The organism is Streptomyces albus subsp. albus, assembly GCF_000725885.1.
Lineage (GTDB): Bacteria > Actinomycetota > Actinomycetes > Streptomycetales > Streptomycetaceae > Streptomyces > Streptomyces albus.
In genome coordinates, this window is sequence record NZ_JODR01000026.1 from 1 (window position 1) to 24,577 (window position 24,577).

General features: G+C 72.9%; 19 protein-coding genes and 1 pseudogene. 4 read left to right on the forward strand and 16 right to left on the reverse strand.

Annotated features, from left to right (window positions below):
• Positions 1-244: 244 nt before the first annotated feature.
• On the reverse strand, positions 245-2,911 hold the full coding sequence (locus tag IO40_RS0126480; RefSeq protein WP_234336616.1) for a glycoside hydrolase family 3 protein: 2,667 nt from the start codon (positions 2,909-2,911) through the stop codon (positions 245-247).
• Between the two features lie 304 nt (positions 2,912-3,215).
• On the opposite strand from IO40_RS0126480, the gene IO40_RS0126485 reads away from it, so the two are divergent.
• A complete protein-coding gene (locus IO40_RS0126485) occupies positions 3,216-4,244 on the forward strand; it encodes a cation diffusion facilitator family transporter (RefSeq protein WP_016471007.1) in 1,029 nt (342 codons plus the stop codon).
• 205 nt (positions 4,245-4,449) lie between these two features.
• On the opposite strand, the gene IO40_RS34120 is transcribed toward IO40_RS0126485, so the two are convergent.
• From IO40_RS34120 to IO40_RS0126500, 3 genes are all read right to left on the reverse strand, one after another.
• A complete protein-coding gene (locus IO40_RS34120) occupies positions 4,450-5,340 on the reverse strand; it encodes a hypothetical protein (protein WP_030406104.1) in 891 nt (296 codons plus the stop codon).
• 17 nt (positions 5,341-5,357) lie between these two features.
• Positions 5,358-5,858 carry a hypothetical protein gene (locus IO40_RS0126495; RefSeq protein ID WP_030406103.1) on the reverse strand — a complete coding sequence of 167 codons (501 nt, stop codon included), beginning with the start codon at positions 5,856-5,858 and terminating at the stop codon, positions 5,358-5,360.
• A gap of 176 nt (positions 5,859-6,034) precedes the next feature.
• The gene (locus IO40_RS0126500) at positions 6,035-6,583 is read right to left on the reverse strand and encodes a hypothetical protein (protein ID WP_031176266.1); all 549 of its coding nucleotides are present in this window, start codon (positions 6,581-6,583) and stop codon (positions 6,035-6,037) included.
• Between the two features lie 353 nt (positions 6,584-6,936).
• Between IO40_RS0126500 and IO40_RS39920 the strand changes: the two are divergent.
• Positions 6,937-7,287 (forward strand): annotated as a pseudogene (locus IO40_RS39920) (hypothetical protein); the annotation flags it as partial.
• 212 nt (positions 7,288-7,499) lie between these two features.
• Here IO40_RS39920 and IO40_RS0126510 read toward each other — a convergent pair.
• The 11 genes from IO40_RS0126510 to IO40_RS0126560 form a co-directional block, all read right to left on the reverse strand.
• Positions 7,500-8,738: an MlaD family protein gene (locus IO40_RS0126510; protein WP_031176268.1), complete on the reverse strand. Its 1,239-nt coding sequence runs from the start codon at positions 8,736-8,738 to the stop codon at positions 7,500-7,502.
• Positions 8,738-9,928, reverse strand: coding sequence for an MCE family protein (locus IO40_RS0126515; RefSeq protein WP_030406099.1), 1,191 nt, complete (start codon positions 9,926-9,928; stop codon positions 8,738-8,740). The genes IO40_RS0126510 and IO40_RS0126515 overlap by 1 nt, the downstream gene beginning before the upstream one ends.
• Positions 9,925-11,085, reverse strand: coding sequence for an MCE family protein (locus IO40_RS0126520; protein WP_031176269.1), 1,161 nt, complete (start codon positions 11,083-11,085; stop codon positions 9,925-9,927). The genes IO40_RS0126515 and IO40_RS0126520 overlap by 4 nt, the downstream gene beginning before the upstream one ends.
• Positions 11,082-12,131 carry an MCE family protein gene (locus tag IO40_RS0126525; protein WP_030406097.1) on the reverse strand — a complete coding sequence of 350 codons (1,050 nt, stop codon included), beginning with the start codon at positions 12,129-12,131 and terminating at the stop codon, positions 11,082-11,084. The genes IO40_RS0126520 and IO40_RS0126525 overlap by 4 nt, the downstream gene beginning before the upstream one ends.
• A complete protein-coding gene (locus IO40_RS0126530) occupies positions 12,128-13,159 on the reverse strand; it encodes an MCE family protein (protein WP_031176270.1) in 1,032 nt (343 codons plus the stop codon). The genes IO40_RS0126525 and IO40_RS0126530 overlap by 4 nt, the downstream gene beginning before the upstream one ends.
• Positions 13,156-14,430 carry an MCE family protein gene (locus tag IO40_RS0126535; protein ID WP_031176271.1) on the reverse strand — a complete coding sequence of 425 codons (1,275 nt, stop codon included), beginning with the start codon at positions 14,428-14,430 and terminating at the stop codon, positions 13,156-13,158. The genes IO40_RS0126530 and IO40_RS0126535 overlap by 4 nt, the downstream gene beginning before the upstream one ends.
• Positions 14,427-15,242, reverse strand: coding sequence for an MlaE family ABC transporter permease (locus IO40_RS0126540; RefSeq protein ID WP_016470996.1), 816 nt, complete (start codon positions 15,240-15,242; stop codon positions 14,427-14,429). Before IO40_RS0126540 ends, IO40_RS0126535 begins: the two co-directional genes overlap by 4 nt.
• Positions 15,243-15,245: 3 nt before the next feature.
• The gene (locus IO40_RS0126545; protein WP_016470995.1) at positions 15,246-16,130 is read right to left on the reverse strand and encodes an MlaE family ABC transporter permease; all 885 of its coding nucleotides are present in this window, start codon (positions 16,128-16,130) and stop codon (positions 15,246-15,248) included.
• Complete coding sequence (locus IO40_RS0126550; protein ID WP_031176272.1) at positions 16,127-17,215, reverse strand: ABC transporter ATP-binding protein; 1,089 nt, start codon at positions 17,213-17,215, stop codon at positions 16,127-16,129. Before IO40_RS0126550 ends, IO40_RS0126545 begins: the two co-directional genes overlap by 4 nt.
• 28 nt (positions 17,216-17,243) lie before the next feature.
• Positions 17,244-18,773 (reverse strand): DUF6801 domain-containing protein, encoded by a 1,530-nt coding sequence (locus tag IO40_RS0126555; RefSeq protein ID WP_031176273.1) that lies wholly within the window; start codon positions 18,771-18,773, stop codon positions 17,244-17,246.
• A gap of 83 nt (positions 18,774-18,856) precedes the next feature.
• Positions 18,857-19,474, reverse strand: coding sequence for a hypothetical protein (locus IO40_RS0126560; protein ID WP_016470992.1), 618 nt, complete (start codon positions 19,472-19,474; stop codon positions 18,857-18,859).
• 584 nt (positions 19,475-20,058) lie between these two features.
• Here IO40_RS0126560 and IO40_RS0126565 point away from each other — a divergent pair.
• Positions 20,059-21,408 carry a PucR family transcriptional regulator gene (locus IO40_RS0126565; RefSeq protein WP_031176274.1) on the forward strand — a complete coding sequence of 450 codons (1,350 nt, stop codon included), beginning with the start codon at positions 20,059-20,061 and terminating at the stop codon, positions 21,406-21,408.
• Between the two features lies 1 nt (position 21,409).
• Here IO40_RS0126565 and IO40_RS0126570 read toward each other — a convergent pair whose 3' ends face one another.
• Complete coding sequence (locus tag IO40_RS0126570) at positions 21,410-22,093, reverse strand: hypothetical protein (RefSeq protein WP_016470990.1); 684 nt, start codon at positions 22,091-22,093, stop codon at positions 21,410-21,412.
• A 525-nt stretch (positions 22,094-22,618) separates the two neighbouring features.
• Here IO40_RS0126570 and IO40_RS0126575 point away from each other — a divergent pair.
• On the forward strand, positions 22,619-24,559 hold the full coding sequence (locus tag IO40_RS0126575) for an AMP-dependent synthetase/ligase (RefSeq protein WP_031176275.1): 1,941 nt from the start codon (positions 22,619-22,621) through the stop codon (positions 24,557-24,559).
• Positions 24,560-24,577 lie beyond the last annotated feature (18 nt).

Consider the following 24,577-nt stretch of genomic DNA (forward strand, 5'->3'; position numbering starts at 1 on the left):
GTCTCCTCGCGACCTGGCACCCACCCTGGGAACCGGCTCCCCACCCCCGCAAACATGTGACCTACGACCCCGCATAGTCCGATATGCCCGATACGGGAAGCCGCCCCACCCCCACCCCCGATCCCGGCATACCGGACATACGACACGAGGTCGTATGTGACCTGTCCCCTATGGGCGCCCTCACATCCCGCACCCCGCGCCCTCACCCACAGGACACCGGCCCCACACCCCCTGCCACCAGTCTTCAGCCCTCAACGGGCAGGGACAGCTCGGCCGTGAGGCGGATGTCGGCGGCGCTGCGGCCCGCGGCGAAGAGGTGGGGGCCAGGGTGCGTACGCCAGGTCAGCATCGTGTCGTCCCAGGACTGGACCGCGCGCAGCGGCACCGTCAGCCGGGCTTGCGCGGAGGAGCCCGCGGCGGCTTCCACGACGGCGAAGGCGGCCAGTCGGCGGTCCGGCCCCTCGGGTCCCAGATAGAGCTGGACCACCTCACGGCCGTGGCGACTGCCGCTGTTGCGCACCCGGACGGTGACCTCGGCGACAGGGGCGTAGGGGTCCCCGTCACGACGGGTGCCGGGCTCGCACACGGTGACGTGCAGCGTCTCGTACAGCCACGTGGTGTATCCGAGGCCGTGGCCGAACCAGTAGGCGGGCGGGGCGTCGGTGTGACGGCACCAGGCCCGGTAGCCGATGAGGGGGCCCTCCGTGTAGGGGAGCTGGCCGTCGCTGTCGGGGACGACCTGGCGCACGGGCAGGTCGTCCTCCGCTCCGGGCCAGGTCGTGGGCAGCCGGCCGCCGGGCTCGGCGGTGCCGAGCAGCACGTCGGCGAGCGCGGCACCGCCCGCCTCCCCGGGGAACCAGCACAGCAGGACGGCGGCCACGTCCTGCCGCCAGGGCATCAGCACGGGGGCGCCGGCATTGACGACCACGACCGTGCGGGGGTTGGCCCGGGCGACGCGGACGACCAGATCGTCCTGGCGGCCCGGCAGGGCAAGGGTCTCCCGGTCCACGCCCTCGCTCTCCGACTCGTCGGTGGTGCCGACGAAGACGACGGCGGCGTCCGCTTCGGCGGCGGCGCGGCCGGCACGCTCGATCAGTTCGTCGTCGGGCACCGCCGGTGCGCCGTACCCCAGCTCGAAGGAGACCAGCCCGAACAGTCCGCCGACGCCGGGCGAGGAGACCGAGTGCAGGAGACGGACGGGCATCTCCGCGCCCTCTTCCGCGTCGAGGAGGAACACTCTCTGGGGCGGGTTGAGGAAGGCCGCGGCGGGGTCCTCGCTGTCGGGCTGGAGTTCCGCGTCGTACAGCACCCGCCCTCCGGCCTCCAGCCGGAAGTGTCCGACGCCGCGCACCGCCAGCCGGTGGGTGCCGCCGCGTACCGGGGTGAAGGTGCCGACCAGTTCCACGCGCCCCAGATCGGCGAAGGACGCGCCGCCGGGCAGGCTGCCCATCCAGCGCACGCTGCCGTCGCGCTGGTGGGTGCGGACCAGTTCGGCGTCGTCGAGGCCGTGCAGGACCGCCTCCAGGCGGAAGCCGTCGGCGGGGGTGGCGGCGGCCAGCCGGGAGCGCGGATCGGGCCCGGGCTCGTACGACAGCTCCGCATCCGCGGGCAGGGCATCGCGGAGCGCGTCCAGCGGGGCATCGACCCGCTCGGGGAACACCTGGGCGCTGCCTCCGCCGCCGAACCGGAGCGCGGAGGCGTGCAGGCCGGACACCGCGATCCGGCGCACCGGCCGCGCGGCCGGTCCGGAGGGGGGCGGGGTCTGCGCGGGCGCTTCCCGCGCGGGTTCCAGCGGCAGCGCGTCGTTCTCGTTGCGCAGCAGCACGAAGGAGCGGGCGGCCAGGTCACGGACGGCCGCCCTGCCGTCCAGGGGCGTGGGCAGCCCGGACGCGGGGACGGCGCGGGGCGCGCCCTCCAGGACGCCGACACGGGCTGCCAGCAGCAGCACACGCCGGGCGAAGGTCTCGACCGTCTCCGGCGCCACCTTGCCTTCGCGGACGGCGGCGACCAGGTGTTCGCCGTAGACCGTGTGCGGGCCGGGCATGGCCAGATCGAGGCCCCCGCGGGCGCAGCCGACGGTGGAGCGCGCGCCTGTCCAGTCGGAGACCAGGACGCCGTCGAAGCCCCACTCGGTGCGCAGCACGTCGTTGTTGAGCACGTCGTGCTCGCTCATGGTGACGCCGTTGACGCTGTTGTAGGCGGCCATCAGCGCCCAGGGGCGGGCGGTGCGCACGATGCGTTCGAACGGCGCCAGGTACAGCTCGCGCAGGGTGCGGCCGTCCACGCGGACATCGACGGTGTAGCGGTCGGTCTCCGCGTCGTTGGCGACGTAGTGCTTGGGCGTGGCGCCCACCCCGCCCTCCTGGAGGCCGGCCACCAGGGCGGCGCCGAGCACGCCCGTCAGCTCGGGGTCCTCCGAGTACGCCTCGAAGTGGCGTCCGCCGTAGGGGGTGCGGTGCAGATTGACGGTGGGGGCCAGGACCACGTGGGCGCCCTTGCGGCGGGCTTCCTGGGCGAGGAGCAGCCCGGCGCGGTGGGCCGCCGCGATGTCCCAGGTGGCGCCGATGGCGGTGGGTGAGGGGAGGGCGAGGCTCGGGTCCTCGGGGGTCCAGTCCTCGCCGCGGACCCCGGCGGGGCCGTCGGAGAAGACGAGTCTGCCGCACCGGCCCGCCGGGCCGACCGACCACATGTCGGTGCCGCCGAGCAGGTCCGCGGTGCCGGGCAGGTTCAGTTCGGCCAGTGCCGCCTCGACGGCCGCGATCCGGGCGGCCCGTCCGGCGTCGTCCGCACAGCCGTCCTCCTCCGCACGGCCGGTGTCATCCGTACGTCGGGGGTCGTCCGCACGTCCGGCGCTGTCCGCCTCCGTGCCGGACCTGTCGCCGGCGCCGCCCGTCGGGGATGCAGGGTTCATGCCACTCACACCGCTCATGTCGCTCATGTCGATCACTGGCTTTCCGTCAGCCTCTCAGATCCGCCCCGGCTCAGCCGCGCCAACGCCGGACAAGACGGCGGACGGTTTGCTCCGGCCCCTCGGGCGACAACGGGAATCATGAAGAAACCGCAGGTCAGAGCGGTGTTATCGGTATTGACAACGGTCACCGATGCAACCTTTGCACCTTTTGGCGCTGTGGGTTTCACTGCATGCAGCCGAAGCCGCACAGGCGGCTCGCCGAAGGGGCCGCCACGGGCGGCTCACCGAAGGGGAGGACGGACTGGTGGGCGCGACGCAGGAACACGGACAGCCGGCCCAGGGGCACGGCCACGGCCATGAGCACGGCCACGGGCACGCCGGGCACAGCCACGGGGTGTCGGCGGACGCGGACCGGCGCTGGCTGACGCTGGCACTCGCGCTGATCACGGCGTTCATCGCCGTCGAGGCGTCCATCGCGGTGGTGGCCGGCTCGCTCGCACTGCTCTCGGACGCCGCGCACATGCTCACCGACGCGGTGTCGATCGTCCTGGCACTGGTGGCGATGCGGCTGTCCGCACGGCCCGCCCGCGGCGGCTACACCTTCGGTCTCAAACGCGCCGAGATTCTCTCCGCGCACGCCAACGGCCTCACCCTGATACTGGCCGCGCTGTGGCTCGGCTACGAGGCGGTACGCAGGCTGCTGGACCCGCCCGAGGTGACCGGCTGGATGGTGGTCGCCACCGCGGTGACCGGCATCGTGGTGAACCTCCTGGCTACCTGGTTCCTCTCCCGCGCCAACCGCTCCTCGCTCAACGTCGAGGGCGCCTACCAGCACATCCTCAACGACCTGTTCGCCTTCATCGGCACCGCCGTCGCCGGTCTCGTCGTACTGATCACCGGCTTCTCGCAGGCCGACGCCATCGCCACACTGCTGGTGGTCGCGCTGATGCTCAAGGCCGGCTACGGGCTGCTGCGCGAGTCGGGCCGGATCTTCCTGGAGGCGGCGCCCGTCGGCCTCGACCCGGACGAGATCGGGGACGCGCTGGCAGCGGCCGACGCGGTGACCGAGGTGCACGACCTGCACGTGTGGACGATCACCTCGGGCCAGCCGGCGCTCTCCGCACACGTCCTGGTGGAGCCGGGCGGCGACTGCCACCGCGTGCGCCGGAACCTGGACCGGCTGCTCGCCGACAGGTACGGCCTGACCCACACCACGCTCCAGATAGACCACGCGGACCGGCTCCCCGCGGGCGCGCACGCCCTGACGCTCACCACCGCGCACTGCCCGGCCCCACACGGTCCCGTCCACCACGACGGACCGCACCCGCACTGACCGCCACCGGCCCCCTGCCCGCGCCTTCGGGCCCGCGCGCAGGGGGCCGGTGCCGAGAGGGGCCGTTCGGCCCCTGCTGGCCGGAGGCGAACGGGGGCACTCTGGAGTCGGCTGCCCGGACGTCTGCGACGTGCGGGCCGAACGCCACCGCTGGGCTGCCGCCCGCGGCCTGTGGGGGGTCCGCGGGCGGCTCTTGCGCCGACGGTCAGCCGAGAGTGTCGATCGCCGCGATCTTCCAGCGGCCGTCCTGGTGCACCGCGTTGACCGCCAGCATGGCCCCCGCGTACGTGGCACCGTCGTCCTTCTCCGCCTTTCCCTTCTTCCCCTTCTTGCGCTCCGCGCCCTTCGCCCCGGCCTTGCCCCCTGCGGTACGGGCACTGTGCTGGTCGGCGAAGAGGAGCACCCGGGCGCGGTCGCCCTCCAGCGCGGTGACGGCGCTGTCCGTGACGGTCGTCGTCAGCACGATCCGCTGTTCACCGCTCTGCCGCCGGACGGGGGCGAGCAGCTCCCGGTGCTGGGCGACGGCGCGCCCGGTGAGCAGCCGCTTCGCCGCGCGCTCGGTCCTGCCCGGAGCGGCGTGGTCGTAGGAGAAGAGGGCGTTGACCGCGCTGGTGACCTCGCCCTTGACCTCGCTGGTGCGGCCCGCGTCGGCGAGTGCGGTGTTACGGGCGGAGGACGCGTCCCGCAGCGCCCCCGCCTCGGCTGCCGCCCACCCCGCGAACCCGCCCAGCACCAGGGTGAGCACGGCACAGCACAGCAGCAGGCGGTGCCCGGCGCCCGTCCCCCGCAGCAGGCGGGCCAGCGGGGCCGGCAGGCGGCGGGCTGTGCTGCCGGCCGGGCCCTCGGCGGAGTCGCGGGGCGGGGCGCCGGATGCGGCGATCCGCTTCCCGCCGGTACGGGCCCTGGGGCGGGCGCCCGCCGGGCGGGGCCGGGCAGCCCTCCGGGGCGGGACGGCGTCCTGGACCTCGGCCTCCCGTGCCCCCTGCACGTCCTGGATCTCCTCCCCTGCCCGGTCGGCGGCGGGGCCACGGGGCGCGGGGCGCGGCTGGGCGGCGAGGCGGCGCCGGCGGTTGACGAGGTGGCGGGTGGTGGACATGGCTGCTCCTCGTTGGGTCAGTCGCGCTCGTCCGGGGTGTCGGCGGTGTAGCCGACCGGCACCTGGGCGAGGGCGCTGAGCTTCCAGCCGTGGCTCGTGCGGGTGAGTTCTGCGCGCATCCGGGTCTGCTTGGTCGCGGGTTTCTCCTTGGGCGCCTCGACGGTGGTGCGGACCGCGACGAGCACCCCGGCCCGGCCCGCCCGTTCGTCCAGCTCGGCGACGGCGCTGGAGAGGATGCGTGCCGAGCTGACCGTCCTGGCGGCGCGTATCTGCTGCGCGAACTGCTTGCGGCCCTTCTTCAGCTGGGCGCGCAGCTCGCCCGTGGTCGAGTCCTCCCAGGAGTCGAGGTCGGCCTCCAGCCGGCGGTGGTCGAGGGTGTTGAGGTTCTGCACCGCCTGCTCCCCCGCCTCGCGCACCTCGTCCCGGGTCGCCGCGTAGGCGAGCGTGTCGTCGTGCGCGGCGGCGTACCACGTGAAGCCCGCCCAGACGGCACAGCACAACGCCGCGAGCGTCAGCATCACGGCCACGGCCCGTACCGGCCCGCCGGCCGCGAACCGGCCGGCCCGCGCGCGCTCCTCACCCGCTGTTGGTGCCACCTCTTGCCTCTCTTCCGGTCCTTCGGGTCTCTCAGGTCTGTGCCGGTCCCGGCCCTTCCGGCCACGAGCAGTCCGCGGTCGTCTCCCGCGACTGCCGGTCACCGAGCGGTGAGCGCGACGATGCGCCAGTCGCCGTGCTGGCGTCGGGCGGTCACCGACAACTGGGCGGCGGCGCTGGTGGGTTTGCGGTCGGCGCGGGTCGTGGTCTGGTCGAGGAAGACCAGCAGTTCGGCGCGGTCCCCGCGCAGCCGCGTCACACCCGTCTCGACGACGCGGGTGGCCAGCGTCAGCTTCTGCTCCCGCGCCTGCCGGCGTACCCGGGCAAAAAGCGTCTCGTACTGCCGGGCGGCCTTGCCCGCGAGCAGTTCACGGGCCGCCTGCTCGGTGTCGTCGAGCCCCTCGGGGGTGTAGGAGAAGACACGGGCGAGCGCGTCGCCCACCTCGCCGGAGACCCTGCTGGTGGCGGCGTGGTCCGTCAGCGCTGCGTTCCGGGCCGAGGGGCTGCCGGTCAACTGCTGCGCGCGGAACAGGAGACCGCCCCCGGCGACGAGTGCCAGCACGAGCACCGCCACCGCGCACCCGCGGGCGCGGCGGCCGTCCAGTGCGGCGAGTGCCGAGAGCAGACGGGTGGCAGCCGGTCGTGCCATCAGTTCCCCTCCCCCACCGGAACCGGGGCCAGCGAGGTGAGCTTCCAGCCGTCCGGAGTGCGTTCGAGACCGGCTCTCATCCGTTTGCGGTCGGTGGCCGGACTGCCGGCCCGCGTGGTCGTGCTGATCCGTACGGTCGCGATCAGGGTGGCGGTGCCCGCACGGGTGTCGAGGCCGGTGAGGGCGGCGGCGGTGACGCGGGCGCGGGCGTCGGTGCCGCGCTCCCGGAGGGCTGCGGCGTCCTTGGCGGCGCTGCGCCGCAACTGGTCGCGGAGCGGGCCGGTGGTGGCGGCGCGCCAGTCGCGGAGCCCGGCGGTGATGTGCCCGGCGTCGATGGTGTTGAGGGTGGCCAGATGGGTACGGCCCGCGGCGAGGGCCTGATCGCGGGCGCGGGAGTGGGCGAGGTCCGCGTCGGTGTGGGCGCGCCAGTGCAGCCAGCCGGCGCAGGCGCAGAACAGCAGGGCCGCCGCCAGCAGTCCGGCCGTCCACACGGCCCGGCGCGTCGGCTGCGGCCCGCCGCCGGCGGCGGCGTCCGGACCGTCCTCGCCCGCCGGAGCGTCGGCCTCCCGGGCGTCGCCCCGGCCCGCCCCGCCCGCCGGGGCGCCGCCCTCCGCACGGCCTTGGGCGCTGCCGCCCGCGCTGCTCTTCTTTCCGCCGCCGTCCTTCGGAGTGCCGTCCTGCAAGGCGCCCTCCTTCGCGGCGCTGCCTTTCGAGGCACCGCGCTCCGAAGCGCCGGCCTTCAAGGTGCCCTCCTTCGAGCCACCGGCCTCCGGGGAGCCGCCCTCCGAAGTGCCGTCCTCCGCAGGGCCGCCCTCCGAAGCGCCGGCCCCCGAGCCGCCGGCCCCCGCAGGGCCGCCCTCCTTCGTTCCGGCCCCCAGGGGAAGGCCGGTGTCGGCCGGTTCTGTCACGTCGGTGCTCATCTCTCCTCCCGCAGTCCGAGCAGTCCGGCCATGCCGTCGGGCCGGTGGGTGCCGTCCGCGGGAGCGGAGAGGCGGTCGGCCGCGTCGTCGGCGAGGGAGCCGGGGCGGGCGGGGGCGGGCAGCGGGCCGCCGGTGGGGGCGTGCGCAGAGCCGCGGACGTTCTTGCCGCTGGAGGACGGCGAGGTGCAGCGGGCGCGGTCGTTGAAGGCGGGGGCTTTCCCCGTCTCCAGGCCGCTGCGGTAGCGGGTGCCCTGGTAGCCCGCGGTGCAGGGCAGCGGGTCGAAGAAGGCGAGCGACATGCCGAAGGTGGCGCCCTTCTTGGTGATGGCGGTGGAACCGGCGGCTGCCACGCGCGGCAGTTTGACGAGCAGTTCCTCGATGCCGCGCTCGCGGGTGAGGGCCAGTTCGCTGGTGGTGGTGAGGTTGGCGAGCAGCACCCCGAGCCCGGGGTCGAGGTCGCGCAGCAGGCCGGTGATCTGGGTGGCGGCGCCGGGGGTGCGGGCGATCAGTGCCCGCAAGTCGGGGTCGGACGTCTTCAGCTGCTCAAGCAGTTGCCCGGCGCCGTGGGCGAAGTCGCGCAGGGCGGCGCTCTCCTGGCGCTGGGTGCGCAGCACGGTCTGGGCGTCCACGATGAGCCCGGCGGTCTCGGGTTCGGCGGCGTCGGCGGCGCGCAGGAATCCGCTGCCGGTGTCCAGGAGCACTTCCAGGTCGTCGCCGCGGCCTTCGAAGGCGGTGCCGAGTTCGTCGACGACGGTGCGCAGGGAGCGGTGGGGGACGGAGGAGACGAGGTTGTCGATGCTGCCGAGCACCTTGGTGGGGGGTGCGGGCAGCCGGGTGTGGGCCTGGCGGATGACGGAGCCCTCCGCCAGATAGGGGCCGTCACCGGTGTCGGGCCGCAGGTCGAGGTACTGCTCGCCGACGGCGGAGAGGTTGGCGACGACCGCTTCGAGGTCGGTGGGGATCCGCGGCGCCGACTTCTTGATCTTCAGTTCGGCCGCGACGCCGCTGTCGGTCAGGTCGATGGTGCCCACCCGGCCCACGGACACGCCCCGGTAGGTGACGTTGGCGTGCTCGTACAGGCCGCCGGTGCGGGCGAGTTCGACGCGGACGGTGTAGTAGTCGCGCAGTCCGACGTAGCGGCCCACGTCGGCGTAGCGGACGCCGATGACGCCGAGGACGAGGACGGCCAGGGCGAGGAAGGCGATGTTCTTGAGGACGGTGCCACGGGTCAGCATCAGTGCGCGCCTCCGGCGTCCGGTGCCGTGGTGACGGCGGGCAGCGGCAGCGCGGCCGTACCGCCGGCGGCCGGGGCGCCCGGGTCGGTGGGGATGGGCTCCTCCTCCAGCGGAGGCCGCAGGGTGGTGCCTTGCGGTGCCGTCACCTTCAGATAGAGGTTGAGGTAGTCGCCCTTGACGCCGCGCAGCACCTCGTCCGTGAACGGGTAGGTGAACAGCACCTGGAGGGAGTCGGGCAGGTCCTGGCCGGAGTCGGCGAGGCGCCGCAGGGTGGGGGCCAGTGCCTTGAGGTCGGCGACGATGTCGTCCTTGCTGCGGTTGACGGTGTCGACGGCGACCCCGGAGAGGGTGTCGAGGGAGCGCAGCATCGTCATCAGCTGGCCGCGCTGGTCCTCCAGCGTCCGCAGGCCGGGGCTGACGTCGGTGAGGACGGTGCCGATGGTCTTCTTGCGGGCCGCGAGGGTGGCGGACAGCCGGTTGACGCCGTCCAGAGCGCGGGTGATGTCGCCCTTGTGCCGCTCCAGACTGCCGACGAGGGTGTTGACCCGGCGGAGCATCGAGCGCACCTCTTCCTCGTTGCCGTCGAGTGCCTTGTTCAGTTCGCCGGTGATGGTCTTGAGCTGGCTGACGCCGCCGCCGTTGAGCAGCAGGGACAGGGCGCCGAGCACTTCTTCGACCTCGGGGTTGCGGTTGGTGCGGGAGAGCGGGATGTGGGCGCGGGTGCCGCCGGAGGTGTGCGCGGCCGGGCGTACTGCCGGACCGGCGGGCTCCCCTTCGGGCGGCGGGAGGATCTGGACGTACTTCTCGCCGAGCAGGCTGGACTGTTCGATACGGGCGTAGGGGCTGGCCGGGAGTTTCACGTCGCCGTTGATCCGCATGGTGACCTTGGCCGTCCAGCCCTTCCCGGCCAGCGCGATCTTGGTGATCTTCCCGACGGTGACGTCGTTCACCTTGACCGCGGACTGCGGGACGAGGCTGAGCACGTCGCGGAATTCGGCGGTCACCGTGTAGGGGTGGTCGCCCAGGTCGGCGCCGCCGGGCAGCGGCAGGTCCTCCAGTCCGCCGAAGCGGGGCAGGTCCACGCCGCCGCCCAGCAGCGCGGCGGCGAGCCCGGCGGCGAGGGCGGCGGCCGTCACGCCGGTGCCGACGCGTACGGCCGTGCTGCGGCGTCCGCCGCGTCGTGCGCTCATCCGCCCGCCCCCTTGTCTCCCTTGCCGTTCTTCGCGGCGCGTCCGTCGTCGGGAGTGCCGTAGACCGTGCCGGCCGGGGGCAGGGGGACGGCGGGCAGTGTCTTGCGGGCGCGGGGCCCGACGGGTACGAGTCCGGCGGTGCCGGAGGCGGCCGGTCCGGTGGCGGGCAGCAGGGGTCCGCCCATGCTGAGCTCGTTGATGTTGGCGCGGTTGTCGAGGGTGCCGTGCCCGGGGTTGTACGCCTTGAGGACGTTGTCCGCGGCCAGCGGTGCGGCGTCCAGCGCCTCGGCGAGGGAGGCCCGCTGCTCCACGAGGGTCTGGGTGACCGGCGCGAGTTTGTCGACGTTCTTCTTGAGGTCGCCGCGGTTGTCGGCGATGAACTTCTTCACCTTGCCCAGCGCGGTGGCCAGTTGGGTAAGGGCCGCGGCCAGGCTCTCCTTGTCCTCGGCGAGGAAGGTGGTGATGTCGCCGAGCCGCCGCTCGGCGGTGCGGACGCGGCTGTCGTTGCGTTTGAGCATGCTGGTGAAGGAGCGCAGATAGCTGACGGTGGCGAACAGGTCGCTGCTGCTGCCGTCGAGCGTCTTGGCCGCCTTGCCGAACTGTTCGACGGACTCCCCGATGGCGGCGCCGTTGCCGTCGAGGTTGGCGGCGCCCACGTCGAGGAGTTCGGAGAGCGCTCCGTCGGCGTTGGCGCCCTCGGGCCCGAGCGCGTCGCTGAGTTCGGTGATGCTGGCGTAGAGCTGGTCGACCTCCAGCGGCACCGAGTTGCGGCCGGAGGGCAGGACCGCGTCGGCGGCCAGCCGGGGCCCCTCGGTGTAGGCGGGGGTGAGCTGGACGTAGCGGTCGGAGACGAGGCTGGGGGCGATGACGACGGCCCGGGCGTTCGCGGGGACCTTGACGCCGTCGTCGATGCGGAGGGTGACCTCCACCTTCCTGCCGTGCGGTTCGACCGCCTCCACCCGGCCGACCCGTACGCCCAGGACGCGCAGGTCCGAGCCCTCGTACACGCCGACGGCCCGGTCGAACCAGGCGGTGACGCGCATCCCGTCGGAGCCGTCCAGCACGCTCGCTCCCCCGGCGGCGGCGCCGGCCACCAGGGCGAGGGCGGCGGTGACGGCGACGGTCCGGCGGCGGGAGCGGGACGCGGTGCTCTTCATCGGCCTTCACCTCCGGGTCTCGGCGGGCGGCAGTCGTCCTCGGGCGGCGTGCCGGGCGGCAGGTACCGCTTGGGGACGAGACCGCACAGATAGCTGTCGAACCAGCGGCCGTTGCCCAGGGTGTTGCCGATGAGGCGGTAGTACGGTCCGACGACGGCGAGGGCCGCGTCCAGCCGCTCACGGTTCCTGGCCAGCACGCCGGTGACCCGGTCGAGGGCGCGCAGGGTGGGGCCGAGCTGGGCGTTGTTGTCGTCCACCACCCCGGTCAGTTCGCGCCCCAGGTCGCGGGTGCCGGTCAGCAGCTGGTGGATGGCGCCCCGGCGGGCGCGCACCTCGGCCAGCAGCAGATTGCCGTCGGTCAGCAGGGTGGTGAACTCGTCGCGCTGGCCCTTGAGGGTGCGGGTGAGTTTCTTGCTGCCGCGCAGCAGCCCGGCCAGTTCGGTGTCGCGGGAGGAGATGGTGCGGGACAGCTTGGAGAGGCCCCTGGCGGCGCCGCGCACCTCGGCGGGGGTGTCGGCGAAGGTGTCGGAGACGGCGCGGAAGCTCTCGGCGAGCTTCGCCGAGTCGATCTCCTCGAAGGTGCGGCCGAGGCCGGTGAACGCCTGGGTCACGTCGTAGGGCGAGGTGGTACGGCTGGTGGGAATGTGTTCGTGCGGATCCTGGGGGCCGCTGCCGAGCGGGTCGAGGGCCAGGTACTTCTCGCCGAGGAGGGTGCGGATGCTGATGGCGGCCCGGCTGGCGTTGCCGACCCAGGTGTCCTTCACCTCGAAGGACACCTTCACCTTGGCACCGTCCAGCACCACGTCGGAGACCTCGCCCACCTTCACCCCGGCGACCCGCACCTCGTTTCCGGAGCGCAGCCCGGCGGCTTCGGTGAACTCGGCGGTGTAGGTGGTGCCGCCGCCGATGAGCGGCAGGTCGTCGGCGCGGTAGACGGCGGTGCCCAGCAGGGCCAGGAGGACGAGGCCCACCAGACAGACGGCGATGGGGTTGCGCTCGGACATCGGCTTGAGGCGCGGCATCCTCGGCCGCCGCTTTCCGCTCATGCCCGGCACCTCTCCTCGGTGACGGCGATACCGGTGGGCGGCTCGCTGCCGTCGCTGGTGCGCAGCCCGCCGACGCGGGCCTCGCACAGGTAGGTGTTGAACCAGGAGCCGTAGGAGGCGATACGGCCGAGGGTGCGCATCTTCTCCGGGGAGTTCCGCAGGAACTTCTCGAACTGCGGGGTTCCCTCGTCCAGTTGCCGGGAGAGCCGGCCCAGTTCGCGGATGTCCTGTTTGAGCGGTGCTCTGCCGTCCCGCAGGAATCCCGCCGTGGTGGTGGTCAGTCCGCCCATGGCCGCGACGGCTTCTCCCAGGGGTTTGCGGTCCTTCGCGAATCCGGCCACGAGATCGCTGAGACTGGTGACCAGTTCGTTGAAGTTCTCCTGGCGGCTGTTGACGGTCTCCAGCACCGTGTTGAGGTTGCCGATGAGGGAGCCGATCACCCGGTCCTTGCGGGCCAGCGTGTTGGTCAGCGAACTGATGCGGCCGACCAGCGAGGTGACGGTGCCGCCCTCGCCCTGGAGCACCTGGACGATCTCCCCGGCGAGCTGGTTGGTCTCCTTCGGCGAGAGCCCCTCGAACAGCGGTTTGAAGCCGTTGAAGAGCTGGGTCAGGTCGAGCGCGGGGGTGGTGCGCCGCAGCGGAATGGTGCCGCCCGCACGCAGGGACTTCCCGACCGGGCCGCTGCCGCGCCGCAGATCCACATAGCGCTGGCCCACCATGTTGAGGTATTTGACGGAGGCGTGCACCGAGGCGGGCAGGGTGCGGCCCTCCTCGACGGTGAACCGCACCTCGGCGACACGGCGGTCCACCACCCGGATGTCCTCCACCTGTCCGACCCGTACCCCGGCGATCCGTACGCTGTCGCCCTCGACCAGGCCGGTGACGTCGGAGAACCGCGCCCGGTAGGAGTCGGTGCCGCCGACCCCGGTGTTGGAGATGCTGACCGCGAGCACCGCGGTGGCCAGCGAGGTCACCAGGACGAAGATCAGCGATTTGACCAGGGGTCCGGCCAGTGAGGTGCGCGTCATTTGAGTCTCACCTCCGTACCGCGCAGCGCCGGCCCCACCAGCACGCTGCTCCAGCCGGGGAGCTGTCCGCCGTCCGGCGCCAGCAGTTCGTTGATCAGCCGGTTCTCCTGGGGGGAGTTGGGCATTCCGGTGCCGCCCCGGGCGTCGGCGATGGTGGCGCCCTCGGGGGCGGGGTCGCTGCCGGCCTTCCCGATGTCCGCGGCCGGGGTGCCGCCGGCGGGCCCGAGGTAGGGGACGGAGTAGCAGCGGGGCCCGGCGCCGCCCGTGTAGGGGGCCGGGGTGTCCTTGCCGGCGACGTACTTGCCGCGGGAGCGTACGACCTTGAGGTTCACATGCAGTCCGGGCTCGTCGGTGCCCTTGCCCAGCGCCTGGTCCATGACGGGCACGAAGGTGGCCAGGGTGCGCAGGGTGCAGGGGAAGGCCGCCGACTGGGCGGCGAGGGTGCGCAGCGTGGGGCGGCTCGCGTGCGCCAGCCGGATGATGTTGCCCCGGTTCTCCCGCAGGAAGGTGGTGACCTCGCGTGCGGTGCCGGTGGCCGCGCCGTAGGCGGTGGACAGGTCGCCGGCCTTCTCGACGAGGGTGCTGCTGGTGGTGGCGAAGTCGGACAGCGCGCCGAGGATGTCGGGCGCGGTGTCCGCGTACAGATGGCTGACCTGCACGAGTTCGCGGATGTCGCGGTTGAGGGCGGGCAGGTGCGGGTTGAGCTTCGCCAGGTAGGAGTCGAGCGTGACGAGGGTGTCCCCCAGTTTGCCGCCCCTGCCCTCCAGCGCCCGGGCGACGGCGGTGAGGGTGGCGGACAGTTTCTGCGGCTGCACGGCGGTGAGGGTGGGCAGCAGGTTGTCCAGTACCTGCTCCAGTTCGATGGCGTTGCGGCTGCGGTCCTGCGGGATGGTGGCGCCCGCCCGCAGGGGCCGCGGCGAGGGGTGCCGGGGCGGTACGAGGGCCACGTAGCGCTGCCCGAAGACGGTGGTGGGCAGCATCTGGGCGCGGACGTCGGCGGGGATGTCCGCCAGCTTGTCCCGCTTGAGCGCCACCCGCAGCCGGGCACCCCGCCCGTCGGAGCTGATGCCGCGCACCTGGCCGACGACGACACCGCGCAGTTTCACATCCGCGTTGACGTGCATCTCGTTGCCCGCCTGCGAGGTGTGCACGGTGATCTCGGCGTCGTCGGTGAACTGCTTGTCGTAGACGGCGACGGCCAGCCAGATCAGCAGCGCCGGGACGAGCAGGAAGACCACGCCGGCCAGCCTGCGGCGCACCGCGGGGCTCATCCGGCCACCTTCACGGTGGTGGTGGCGCCCCACAGGGCGAGGCTGAGGAAGAAGTCGGTGACGCTGATCAGCACGATCGCGTTCCGCACGGACCGGCCCACGGCGATGCCGACGCCCGCGGGCCCGCCGGTGGCGCGGTAACCGTAGTAGCAGTGGGTGAGGATCACCATGACGGAGAAGATGAAGACCTTCAGGAAGGACAGCAGGACGTCGGTGGGCGACAGGAACAGCCCGAAGTAGTGGTCGTAGGTACCGGCCGACTGGTCGTTGTAGAAGACGGTGATGAACCGGGACGACAGATAGGAGCTGAGCAGCCCGATGCCGTACAGCGGGAGGATGCCGATGACGCCCGCGATGATGCGGGTGGTGACCAGATAGGGCATGGAGCGGATGCCCATGCTGTCGAGGGCGTCGATCTCCTCGTTGATGCGCATGGCACCCAACTGGGCGGTGAAGCCCGCACCGAGGGTGGCCGACAGGGCGAGCCCGGCGACCAAAGGCGCGATCTCGCGGGTGTTGAAGTAGGCGGAGATGAAGCCGGTGAACGCCTCCGTGCCGATCTGGTTGAGCGCGGCGTACCCCTGGAGGCCGACGACGGTGCCGGTGAACAGGGTCATCGCCGTCATCACACCGACGGTGCCGCCGATGACGCCGAGCCCGCCGCTGCCGAACGCCACCTGGGCGAGCAGCCGCAGCACCTCGCGCAGATAGCGCAGCAGCGCCTTGGGCACCCACAGCAGGGCCCGCAGATGGAAGAGGAGCTGGTCGCCGGGTTTGTCCAGCCAGGTGAAGAGGCGGGCGAGGAAGGCCATCGCTCACGCCCCCTTCGGCGGGACGAGCTGGAGGTAGATCCCGGTGAGGACCATGTTCACGAAGAAGAGCAGCAGGAAGGTGATGACGACGGACTGGTTGACGGCGTCGCCGACGCCTTTGGGCCCGCCGCGCGGGTTGAGTCCGCGATAGGCGGCGACGATGCCGGCGATGAAGCCGAAGACGACCGCTTTGATCTCGCTGATGTACAGGTCGGGCAGTTGCGCCAGCGCGGAGAAGCTGGCGAGGTAGGCGCCGGGGGTGCCGTCCTGGAGGACGACGTTGAAGAAGTAGCCGCCCAGGGTGCCGACGACCGAGACCATGCCGTTGAGCAGGACGGCCACGCACACGGTGGCCAGCACCCGGGGCACCACCAGCCGCTGGATCGGGGAGACGCCCATGACCTCCATGGCGTCCAGTTCCTCGCGGATGGTGCGGGAGCCCAGATCGGCGCAGATGGCCGAACCGGCGGCGCCGGAGATCAGCAGGGCGACGATCAGCGGGCTGGCCTGTTGGATGTTGACCAGGACGCTGGCGGCACCGGTGAACGACTGGGCGCTGATCTGGCTGGCCAGCGATCCGACCTGGAGGGCGATGACGGCGCCGAACGGGATCGAGACGAGCGCGGCCGGCAGGATGGTGACGCTGGCGATGAACCAGAACTGCTCGATGAACTCCCGCACCTGGAACGGCCGCCGGAAGGTGGCCCGCACCACGGTCACCGACAGGGCGAAGAGTCTGCCCGGCTCCCGCAGGAAACCGAGCCCGGGCAGGGGGGTCCTGACGGCGGGCGGCTCACCGCTCGCGGGCGGTGCGGCAGGACGGGACGGGCCGGACGGCTCGGGCGGTCTGCCGTCCGGCGGCGGGGGCGGCTGCTCGGTCGCGGTCATGGCCGCTCCTGGGGCGGGCGGGGAGCCGGGGATTCCGCACCGGCCGCCGGCACGCCGGGTTCGGGCCCGGTGCCCGGCGGGCGCCGGGTGGTGCTGACCCGCCGGGGCAGGGGCGTGTGCTGCGGCAGGCTGGCCTCGATGGCGCGGCGGGCCGCGGGCGGCAGCTGGTCGAGCATGCCCAGCACCCGCTCCCTGCGCCGCCGCACCGCCTGCCGCTCGGGCAGCCCGGGGGTGGGCTCCAGTTGGGGGACGACTTCGCGGGGCACGGTCTGCAACGGTCCGGGGGCGCCGTCGTCGGCCTCACGGGCGAGGGTGGCGGCGTCCTTCTCCTCGGACATGCCGATCGGCCCGCTGCGGCTGCCGCTGAGGAACTGGGCGACGACCGGTTCGTCGCTGGTGAGCAGGACCTCCCGCGGCCCGAAGGTGACCAGATGGCGGCGGAAGAGCATGCCCATGTTGTCGGGGACGGTCGCGGCGATGTCGAGGTTGTGGGTGACGATCAGCATCGTCGCGTCGATCTGCGCGTTCAGGTCGATGAGCAGCTGCGAGGTGTAGGCCGTGCGCACCGGGTCGAGTCCGGAGTCCGGCTCGTCGCACAGGATGATCTCGGGGTCGAGGACGAGGGCGCGGGCGAGGCCGGCGCGTTTGCGCATACCGCCGGAGATCTCCCCGGGCAGCTTGTCCTCGTCGCCGGCCAGCCCGACCATCTCCAGCCGCTCCATGACGATGCGGCGGATCTCGGACTCCTTCTTGCGGGTGTGCTCGCGCAGCGGGAAGGCGATGTTGTCGAAGAGGTTCATCGAGCCGAAGAGCGCACCGTCCTGGAACATCAGCCCGAACTTCTTGCGCGCCTCGTACACGTCGCGCTCGCGGCTGCGGACCATGTCGACCCCGTCCACCAGCACGCTGCCGCGTTCCGGTTTCACCAGGCCGATCAGCGATTTGAGGAACACCGTCTTGCCGGTGCCGGACGGCCCCAGCATGACGCTGACCTCTCCCGCCGGCAGGGTGAGCGTGATGTCCTGCCAGATGTTCTTGCGGCCGAAGGATTTGGTCAGCCCCTCGACGACTACCTCGATGCCCATGCCGGCGCCCCCTCCCCCTCGCGCCCGCTCACTCGGGAAGCTCCGGCACCTTGGGCGGGGCGGCGCACCCCAGGTTCGGCCGCATGTTGCAGGGCTGGCTCTGCACCAGCTTCAGGTAGTTGCCCTTGCCGGAGATGCTGGCGGTGAACAGCGGATCCAGGTCCTCACCGCCGGTGCCGCAGCCGGTGAAGGGCGGGATGTCGAGCTGCGCCCGCAGGACGCCGCCCTTGAGCACCTCGTACTCGGGCTGCTTGCCCTTGAGTTCGACGGCGATGGGCCGTTCGGTGCGGCACGCGGGCCCCACGTCGAGGGGTTCCCCGTTGACCTTCACGTCGTGCATGCGCAGCGAGAGGTTCATGTGGACGGTGGTGTAGTTGGGTGAACCGGAACCGCGCTGGACGGCGACGATGGTCATGGGGGACGTCTCGAAGCTGATGCGCGCGGTGACGGGCATGAAGTCGAAGTCGAGGAAGGTGGCCGTGGAGTCCGGCAGGTCGATCTCCCCCAGGTGCCGCGTCTGGTTGTAGCCGGGGCCGACCGCCCACTCCTTCTGCGTGAGCAGATTGACGGTGGTGGCCCCGTCGCGGGGGTCGTTGACGACCATCGCGCCGCCCAGCTTCCGCACGTTGGAGACGCCCACGGCGACAGCGCACCAGTGGACGCCGCCGGTGGGGTTCACCTTGACGGGGATGCCCTCGGGCGGTGCCGGCAGCTTGGAGCGGTCCAGTTCGCCGGTGGGCCGTTCCGTCTCGCACGGTTCGGCGGGCGGCAGTTCGGCGTCGCCGACGTCGATGACGGACTTCTTTTGCCGGGGCCCGTCCTCCTCGTCGTCCGAACCGCCGCCGGACGCGGAGGGCGCGGGCGAGCCCGGGGAACCGGGTGTGGCCGACGGGCTGCCGGGCTCTCCGTCCGGGTCACCGACCGGCACGGTGGCCAGCAGGGCCTCCTCACCGTCCGACGGCCGGCAGCTCACCTGGACGGGGGCCTGCTGCGCGGCGGGCCCGCCGGCCTGGCCGTCCTGGCCGGGCGGCGCCGAGGACGCGGGCCGTGGTGCCAGATCGAGGGTGAGGGCCCCGGCCGTGAAGGCCGCCTTCCCCTCGTGGGCGACGGTCACCGGGGGCGCCGTGCCGCGGTGGGCGAGGGTGAGGCCGCCCGTGGCCGGGATCTGCGTCTCGTCGGCCGCCAGGTCGTCCCAGGCGGCGTCGGCGGCCGTCCCGCCCTGGGCCACCCGTACCGTCAGCCCGGCACGGGAGGTGAGGGACGTGGTGCCCTCGGGGAGCAGCCCGGCCAGCGCCTCCCGGGTGAGAGTGACGTCGAGGCGCAGCTCCTCGATGCGCAGCGGCTCGCCGGGCGTGCCGTGGGCGGGGAACCGGGCAAAGACCGTGGCGTCGAGCTGCCGTGTGCTCTCGCCGGACGCGCAGGTGTAGGCGATGTCGGCCCGCACGGCGTTCTCCCGGGCCTGCGAGCCCGTGCCCGGCAGCACCCCGGCCACCACCGCGAGCACCCCCACGGCGGCGCCCCGCGCGGTGCGCCGGCGGGCTCGGAGGCTGGGTCTCACGCTGCTCCTCGGAAGGTTGCGGGTCCGCCGCACCCGCCCGGTGCGGGCGGGTGCGGCGGGGGTCGGTCGCGGACGGGCCGGTGTCAGTCGGCGGTGATCGTCTGGGCCGGGTCGGTGTCGTAGGCGGCGTTGAAGGTGGCGGAGTCACCGGCGTTGATCAGGCCGAGGCAGTCGGCCTCGGTGGCCTGCAGGTTGCCGCCGTTGACGACGAGCTGGTGGGTGCTGTTGTCGAAGTAGCCGGTCACCGTGGCGTTGCCGCCGCCCGGCCCGGCGAAGGAGGCGGTGCACAGCCCGTCCGCATCCGAGATGCTGGCGGTGATGCCGGAGATCGTGCCGATCACCCGGTTCGGGTTGTTCGGGTCCACGGACTCGGCGTTGATGCTCAGCGGGCTGGAGACGTCGACGCTGAAGCTGATGCCCGCCAGGGAACAGCCGGAGAAGGTCAGGTTGTTGATGCTGCCGAGGCCGGCGCCCGCGTTGCCGGAGCCGGTCTTGAGGGTGCCCGCGGCGGACGACGAGTCGCAGAACAGGTCGGCGTTGGGCACGGAGAGGGTGGGGTTGGCCGCGTCGGCCGAGAACGCCCCGCCGGGGGTCACCGTCCAGGTGACCGCCGAGGTGGCGGAGGCGGAGGCGGCGGAGAAGCCGAGGGCAGCGGTTGCGGCGACGGCCGCCACGGCGGCCCGTCGGGTGAATTTGCGCACGTGACATTCCCTCCACTGGATGTGGGATCCTGAAGAGCTGTACTCCGCACCGGGGCGACTTTCTCAGCACAGCCGCTGCTCATCGCACGAAACGCTGCGCCACGCCAATTTCCGTATGCCCTTTCGAAGGGCTGGCAGGAAAGGACGCTACGCACTGGTAATGCGCCCGTGCAATACCCGGGTGCAAGAAGCGGCCCGGCGTTTTTCCGGGGCTGGATTTTTTGTCATCCATAGAGTGCCGGCCGCGCGCGGAGGGCGGATTCTTCATCATCCGGTGCGCATGGCACCCCCTGCCGGATGACGCGTGGCCGGGCCGGTGGCAGCGTGACCGCCCCGCCCCCACCCCGCGCGTTTCCCAGCTCCGGGGGGCTGCGCGGCGACGCCCGCTGGTCTATGGTCTGCCGTGCACGAGCGCCGATGCCGTACGCACCGCAACAGGTGCCGCCCCCACGCCGTACGGCATCGGGAGTGCGCGTTCCGACGTGAGCCCGCCGGCCGCACCGACAGCGCGACACCGGACTCGTCCCCCACCTTGGCCGGTTGGCTTTTCCTACTGCCCCAGGCCGACAGTGGAGGGTACGTCCATGGCGCAGACAGCAGCAGCGTCCCAGTCCCGCGCGCAGGCACCGGCCCCGCTCCCCCAGGAGCTGGCCTCGATCATGTGGCCGGAACTGCCCGGTGTCGCCGAGGAGATGGTGCAGGAGATCGGGCGGATGGTGCCCGAGTACCGGCCGTTGCTGGAGGGGCCCGACCGTACGGTGCTGCTGCACTGCGTGCGCCAGAACCTCACCACGTTCGTCGAACTGGTCGCGGACCCGTCCGCCGACACCGCGCAGCGGGACGCGCTCTGCCGCAGCCTGGGCAGGCTGGAGGCGCACGAGGGGCGCGGCCTGCGCTGTCTCCAGTCGGCGCTCCGCGTCGCCGCGCGGGTGGGGCTGCGCCGGGCCACGAGCGTGGGCACCCGCTACAACCTCCCGGCGTCGATGATCGTGGCGTTCGCCGACGCCGTGTTCGCCTACGCCGATGTCATCGAGTCGCTGTGCCGCGAGGGCTATGTGGAGGCCAGGGGCGGCGGCGACGAGGCGTGGGAGTCGCAGCGCGGCCGGCTGCTGCGGCTGCTGCTGGCCTCCTCGGCCGAACCGGGGCCGGCCCCCGGGCACGGCCCGCTGCGCGGCCGGCGCACCGCCCAGGCTCCCGGCACGGCGGCGCACCCCACGGTCACGGAGCTGGCCCAGCGGGTGGGCTGGCCCGTCCCGGCCCGGGTCACCCTGGTGGCGCTGCCCGCGGAGACGGAGCGGGGCCGGTTACGCCTGCCCGGCCTCGCCGACGATGTGCTGGCCGACCTGGAGGACCGGCAGCCGCACCTGCTGGTGCCCGGGGAGATCGACGAGGAGCGGGCGGCGATGCTGGAGACCGCCGTGGGCGAGCGGCACGCCGTGATCGGGGTGACGGTGCCGCCCTCGGGGGCGGCCGACTCGCTGCGCTGGGCGCGGCAAACACTGCGGCTGGTCGAGTCGGGGCTGGTCCCGGCGCAGCGGCTGATCCGCTGCGAGGACCATCTGGTGACGCTATGGCTGGCCGGCGACCCGGCACTGGCCGAGCATCTGGCGGCCCGTCAGCTGGCGCCGCTGTCCGGGCTGACGGCCGGACAGCGGGACCGCCTGGTGGACACGCTGCTGACCTGGCTGACGACGCGGGGCACGGCGGCGCAGATGGCCCAGGCCCTGCATCTGCACCCGCAGACGGTGCGCTACCGGATGCGGGCGCTCAAACGCGTGCTGGGTGCCCAACTGGGCGACCCGGACGAGCGGTTCGCGACGGAGCTGGCGTTGCGGGCGCTGCAGTTGCGCCGCCGTACGGCGGTGCGGCTCCCGGCCGGTGCGCATGCGCGGGACCGGGAGCCGGAGTTGCCCAGGGGGCACGAGGGCGGCTGACTCACGAGCCGGCTTCGGCCGGTGGCCGGGCCGCCTTGCCCAGGGTGAGGGAGAGGGTGTTGCCGTCGCCGGGCACCATGCTGTTGATGACCGGGGTGGCCAGGAGGCAGTGCTCGAACTTGGGGATGGTGTAGGTCCCGCTGAGTGTGCCGCCGGTGAAGACGTTGAACCCGGGCTCGGACTTGAGGCCGATGACGGCGGGTGTCCTGGTCTTGCAGTTCGGGCCGACCGGGGTGGGGATGCCGGCGACCTTGAGGTTCTTCAGCCGCAGCGTCAGGTGCGAGGTGGTGCTGACGGCGCCGGTCTTCAGGTCGAGGGTGCCGGTGGTCGGCTCTTCCTCGATGAACTCGGTGGTCACCGAGATGGGGATGCCGAGGGCCTTGAAGGAGCCGGGCGCGTCGGGGAGCTGGGTCTCGGCGGTCAGTTCGCCCGTGGTCAGGTTCGTGGAGGTCTTCAGCGTGCCGGGGCCCAGGGCCAGGTCGCTGCCGGTGCCGGTGAGATGGGTGGTGCCGTTGAGGGGGTAGTCGAGCCGGACGGGCGCGGCGGCGGAGCCGGACGAGGAGTCGGCTTGCGCGGTGCCGACGGCGAGGAGGGGGATCACGCAGCCGAGCGCGGCGGCGGCGACGCCCGCCCGCCGGGCGGCTCGGCGGCGGTCTTCGGGGAACGCGGACAGCGTGCGTCTCATGGCAGCTCCTGGGATGTGGGCGGAACGCACTTACGCGCATGAGCGGACCCCGCAGCCGGCTCGGGGCACGGTCACGGGGTCCTGGCCGCGTGGGGCGGCCTGGGGATACGACTCGCGAGCCATGACGCCGACGGAAAGGCGGCGCCCCGGTGGAACCGAACGCTACGAGCGGGTAACCGGTCGCGCAACCAGCCGTTTCCCGTTTTCTCGGCGCGTGCCGGAACGGGCCCGGTTTCTTGTCTGTTACCGCGCATCGCGGCGGTCGTTCTTCATCGGCGGCTGAGTACGCGGGGCACTGCGGCCCCAGCGCGCCGGGTGCCGCCGCCCGGAAGCGCGGGGGTGTTCCGGCGGCACCGAAGCGGCCCCGGTGCGGCTGCGGCCGGTGGTGTCCGGGGCATTGATTTCTGCTTACGCATCAGTAAGTTGGCACTCCCGCCGGCCCGTTCGGACCCCGCCCGGCGGTCACCCGATCCCGCACCACCCACCCAGGCACCACTTACGCACCCGCGAACAGGAGCCGAAGAGATGGGCGTCAGGAAGGATCTCAGGGCGGCGAAGCGCCGCGGCGACCTCGCCGGCCGCGGCCCGGTCGAGGTGGTCGAGGAAGGCGGCACGGTGCGCGAGGCACGTGCCCGTCCGCTCGTCACGGCCCCCACCACCGGCAGCCTCGCCGACATCCCCTTCACCAACGCCGCCGAGGCGCCCACCACCGTCGTCGTACGGCGCAAGAGGGCCGGCCGGTGGGAGCCGGTGACCGCCGCCGCGTTCGCCGCGCAGGTCACCGCCACCGCGAAGGGACTGGTGGCCGCCGGGCTGGAGCCCGGGGACCGGGTCGCGCTGATGTGCCGCACCCGCTACGAGTGGTGCGTCCTCGACTTCGCGGTCTGGGCCGCCGGCGGAGTGGGCGTCCCCGTCTACCCGACCTCCTCCACCGAGCAGGTCGAGTGGATACTGCGCGACTGCGAGGCGGCCTTCCTGTTCGTGGAGACCGCCGAGCACGCGGCCACCGCCCGGCCCGCGCTCGACGCCCTGGCACGGCGCCCGCAGCTGTGGCACATCGACCCGGGCCCCGGCGGCGGCCGTCCCGCGCTGGAGCGGCTGGCCGAGGAGGGGCGCGGGACACCCGACGAGGAGATCACCCGGCGCCGCGCCGGCCTCGGCCCCGACAGCATCGCCACCCTCTGCTACACCTCCGGCACCACGGGCCGGCCCAAGGGCTGCGTACTCACCCACGGCAACCTCCACGCGGAGGCCGCCAACACGGTCGAGTTGCTGCATCCGGTCTTCCAGGCCGTCACCGGGCAGACCGGCGCGACCCTGCTGTTCCTGCCGCTGGCCCACGTCCTGGGCCGCACCCTCCAGATCGCGTGTCTGTGGGCGCGGATCGAACTCGGGCACTGCCCCAGCATCAAACCGGACGAGCTGCGGCCCGAGTTGCGCTCGTTCCGGCCCACGTTCCTGGTGGGCGTGCCGTACCTGTTCGAGAAGATCCACGAGACGGGCCGGCAGACGGCGGAGCGGATGGGCCGGGCCGCCTCCTTCGACCGCGCCGACCGGGTGGCCGTGCGCTTCGCCGAGGCGCACCTGGCCGCTTTCCTGGGCACCGGCAAAGGCCCCTCGATCGGTACCCGGCTGGCCTGGGGCCTGTACGACCTGCTGGTCTACCGGCGCGTCCGCAAGGAGCTGGGCGGCCGGCTGCGCTACGCCATCAGCGGCGGCTCGCCCCTGGACCGCCGGCTCAATCTGTTCTTCTACGCGGCGGGCATCGTCGTCTACGAGGGGTACGGGCTCACCGAGACCTCCGCCGCGGCCACCGTCACCCCGCCGCTCGGCCCGCGCCCCGGCACCGTGGGCCGCCCAGTGCCCGGCACCGCCGTGCGCATCGCCGACGACGGTGAGGTGCTCGTCAAGGGCGACATCGTCTTCGGCGCGTACTGGAACCGGCCCGAGGCCACCGCCGAGGTGCTGCGCGACGGCTGGTTCGCCACCGGCGACCTGGGCCGGCTGGACGCGGACGGATATCTGACGATCGTCGGCCGCAAGAAGGACATCCTCATCACCAGCGGCGGCAAGAACGTCTCCCCCGCCCCGCTGGAGGACCGGCTGCGCAGCCGCTCCCCCGTCGGGCAGTGCATGGTCGTCGGCGACGGCCGCCGCTACGTGGCCGCTCTCGTCACCCTGGATCCGGAAGCGGTCGCCCACTGGCTCGCGGTGCGCGAACTGCCGCCCGACGCCCCGACGGCACGGCTGCGCGAGCACCCGGAACTGGTGGCCGCGGTGCAGCGGGCCGTGGACCACGCCAACGAAGCCGTCTCGCAGGCCGAGGCCATCCGCCGCTTCCGCATCGTCGAGGGCGAGTTCACCGAGGAGAACGGCCTGCTGACCCCGTCCCTCAAAGTGCGGCGCGCCGCGGTGGCCGAGGCGTACGCGCACGAGATCGAGGCGCTCTACGACGAGGAGCGGTGACGGCGGCCGGGCCGGCGC

Bases quoted from the DNA above. Each gene is read 5' to 3' on its own strand.
- IO40_RS0126480 (WP_234336616.1), bottom strand. From the start codon at position 2,911: ATGAACCCTGCATCCCCGACGGGCGGCGCCGGCGACAGGTCCGGCACG.
- IO40_RS34120 (WP_030406104.1), bottom strand. From the start codon at position 5,340: ATGTCCACCACCCGCCACCTCGTCAACCGCCGGCGCCGCCTCGCCGCC.
- IO40_RS0126495 (WP_030406103.1), bottom strand. From the start codon at position 5,858: ATGCTGACGCTCGCGGCGTTGTGCTGTGCCGTCTGGGCGGGCTTCACG.
- IO40_RS0126500 (WP_031176266.1), bottom strand. From the start codon at position 6,583: ATGGCACGACCGGCTGCCACCCGTCTGCTCTCGGCACTCGCCGCACTG.
- IO40_RS0126510 (WP_031176268.1), bottom strand. From the start codon at position 8,738: ATGCTGACCCGTGGCACCGTCCTCAAGAACATCGCCTTCCTCGCCCTG.
- IO40_RS0126515 (WP_030406099.1), bottom strand. From the start codon at position 9,928: ATGAGCGCACGACGCGGCGGACGCCGCAGCACGGCCGTACGCGTCGGC.
- IO40_RS0126520 (WP_031176269.1), bottom strand. From the start codon at position 11,085: ATGAAGAGCACCGCGTCCCGCTCCCGCCGCCGGACCGTCGCCGTCACC.
- IO40_RS0126525 (WP_030406097.1), bottom strand. From the start codon at position 12,131: ATGAGCGGAAAGCGGCGGCCGAGGATGCCGCGCCTCAAGCCGATGTCC.
- IO40_RS0126530 (WP_031176270.1), bottom strand. From the start codon at position 13,159: ATGACGCGCACCTCACTGGCCGGACCCCTGGTCAAATCGCTGATCTTC.
- IO40_RS0126535 (WP_031176271.1), bottom strand. From the start codon at position 14,430: ATGAGCCCCGCGGTGCGCCGCAGGCTGGCCGGCGTGGTCTTCCTGCTC.
- IO40_RS0126540 (WP_016470996.1), bottom strand. From the start codon at position 15,242: ATGGCCTTCCTCGCCCGCCTCTTCACCTGGCTGGACAAACCCGGCGAC.
- IO40_RS0126545 (WP_016470995.1), bottom strand. From the start codon at position 16,130: ATGACCGCGACCGAGCAGCCGCCCCCGCCGCCGGACGGCAGACCGCCC.
- IO40_RS0126550 (WP_031176272.1), bottom strand. From the start codon at position 17,215: ATGGGCATCGAGGTAGTCGTCGAGGGGCTGACCAAATCCTTCGGCCGC.
- IO40_RS0126565 (WP_031176274.1), top strand. From the start codon at position 20,059: ATGGCGCAGACAGCAGCAGCGTCCCAGTCCCGCGCGCAGGCACCGGCC.
- IO40_RS0126570 (WP_016470990.1), bottom strand. From the start codon at position 22,093: ATGAGACGCACGCTGTCCGCGTTCCCCGAAGACCGCCGCCGAGCCGCC.
- IO40_RS0126575 (WP_031176275.1), top strand. From the start codon at position 22,619: ATGGGCGTCAGGAAGGATCTCAGGGCGGCGAAGCGCCGCGGCGACCTC.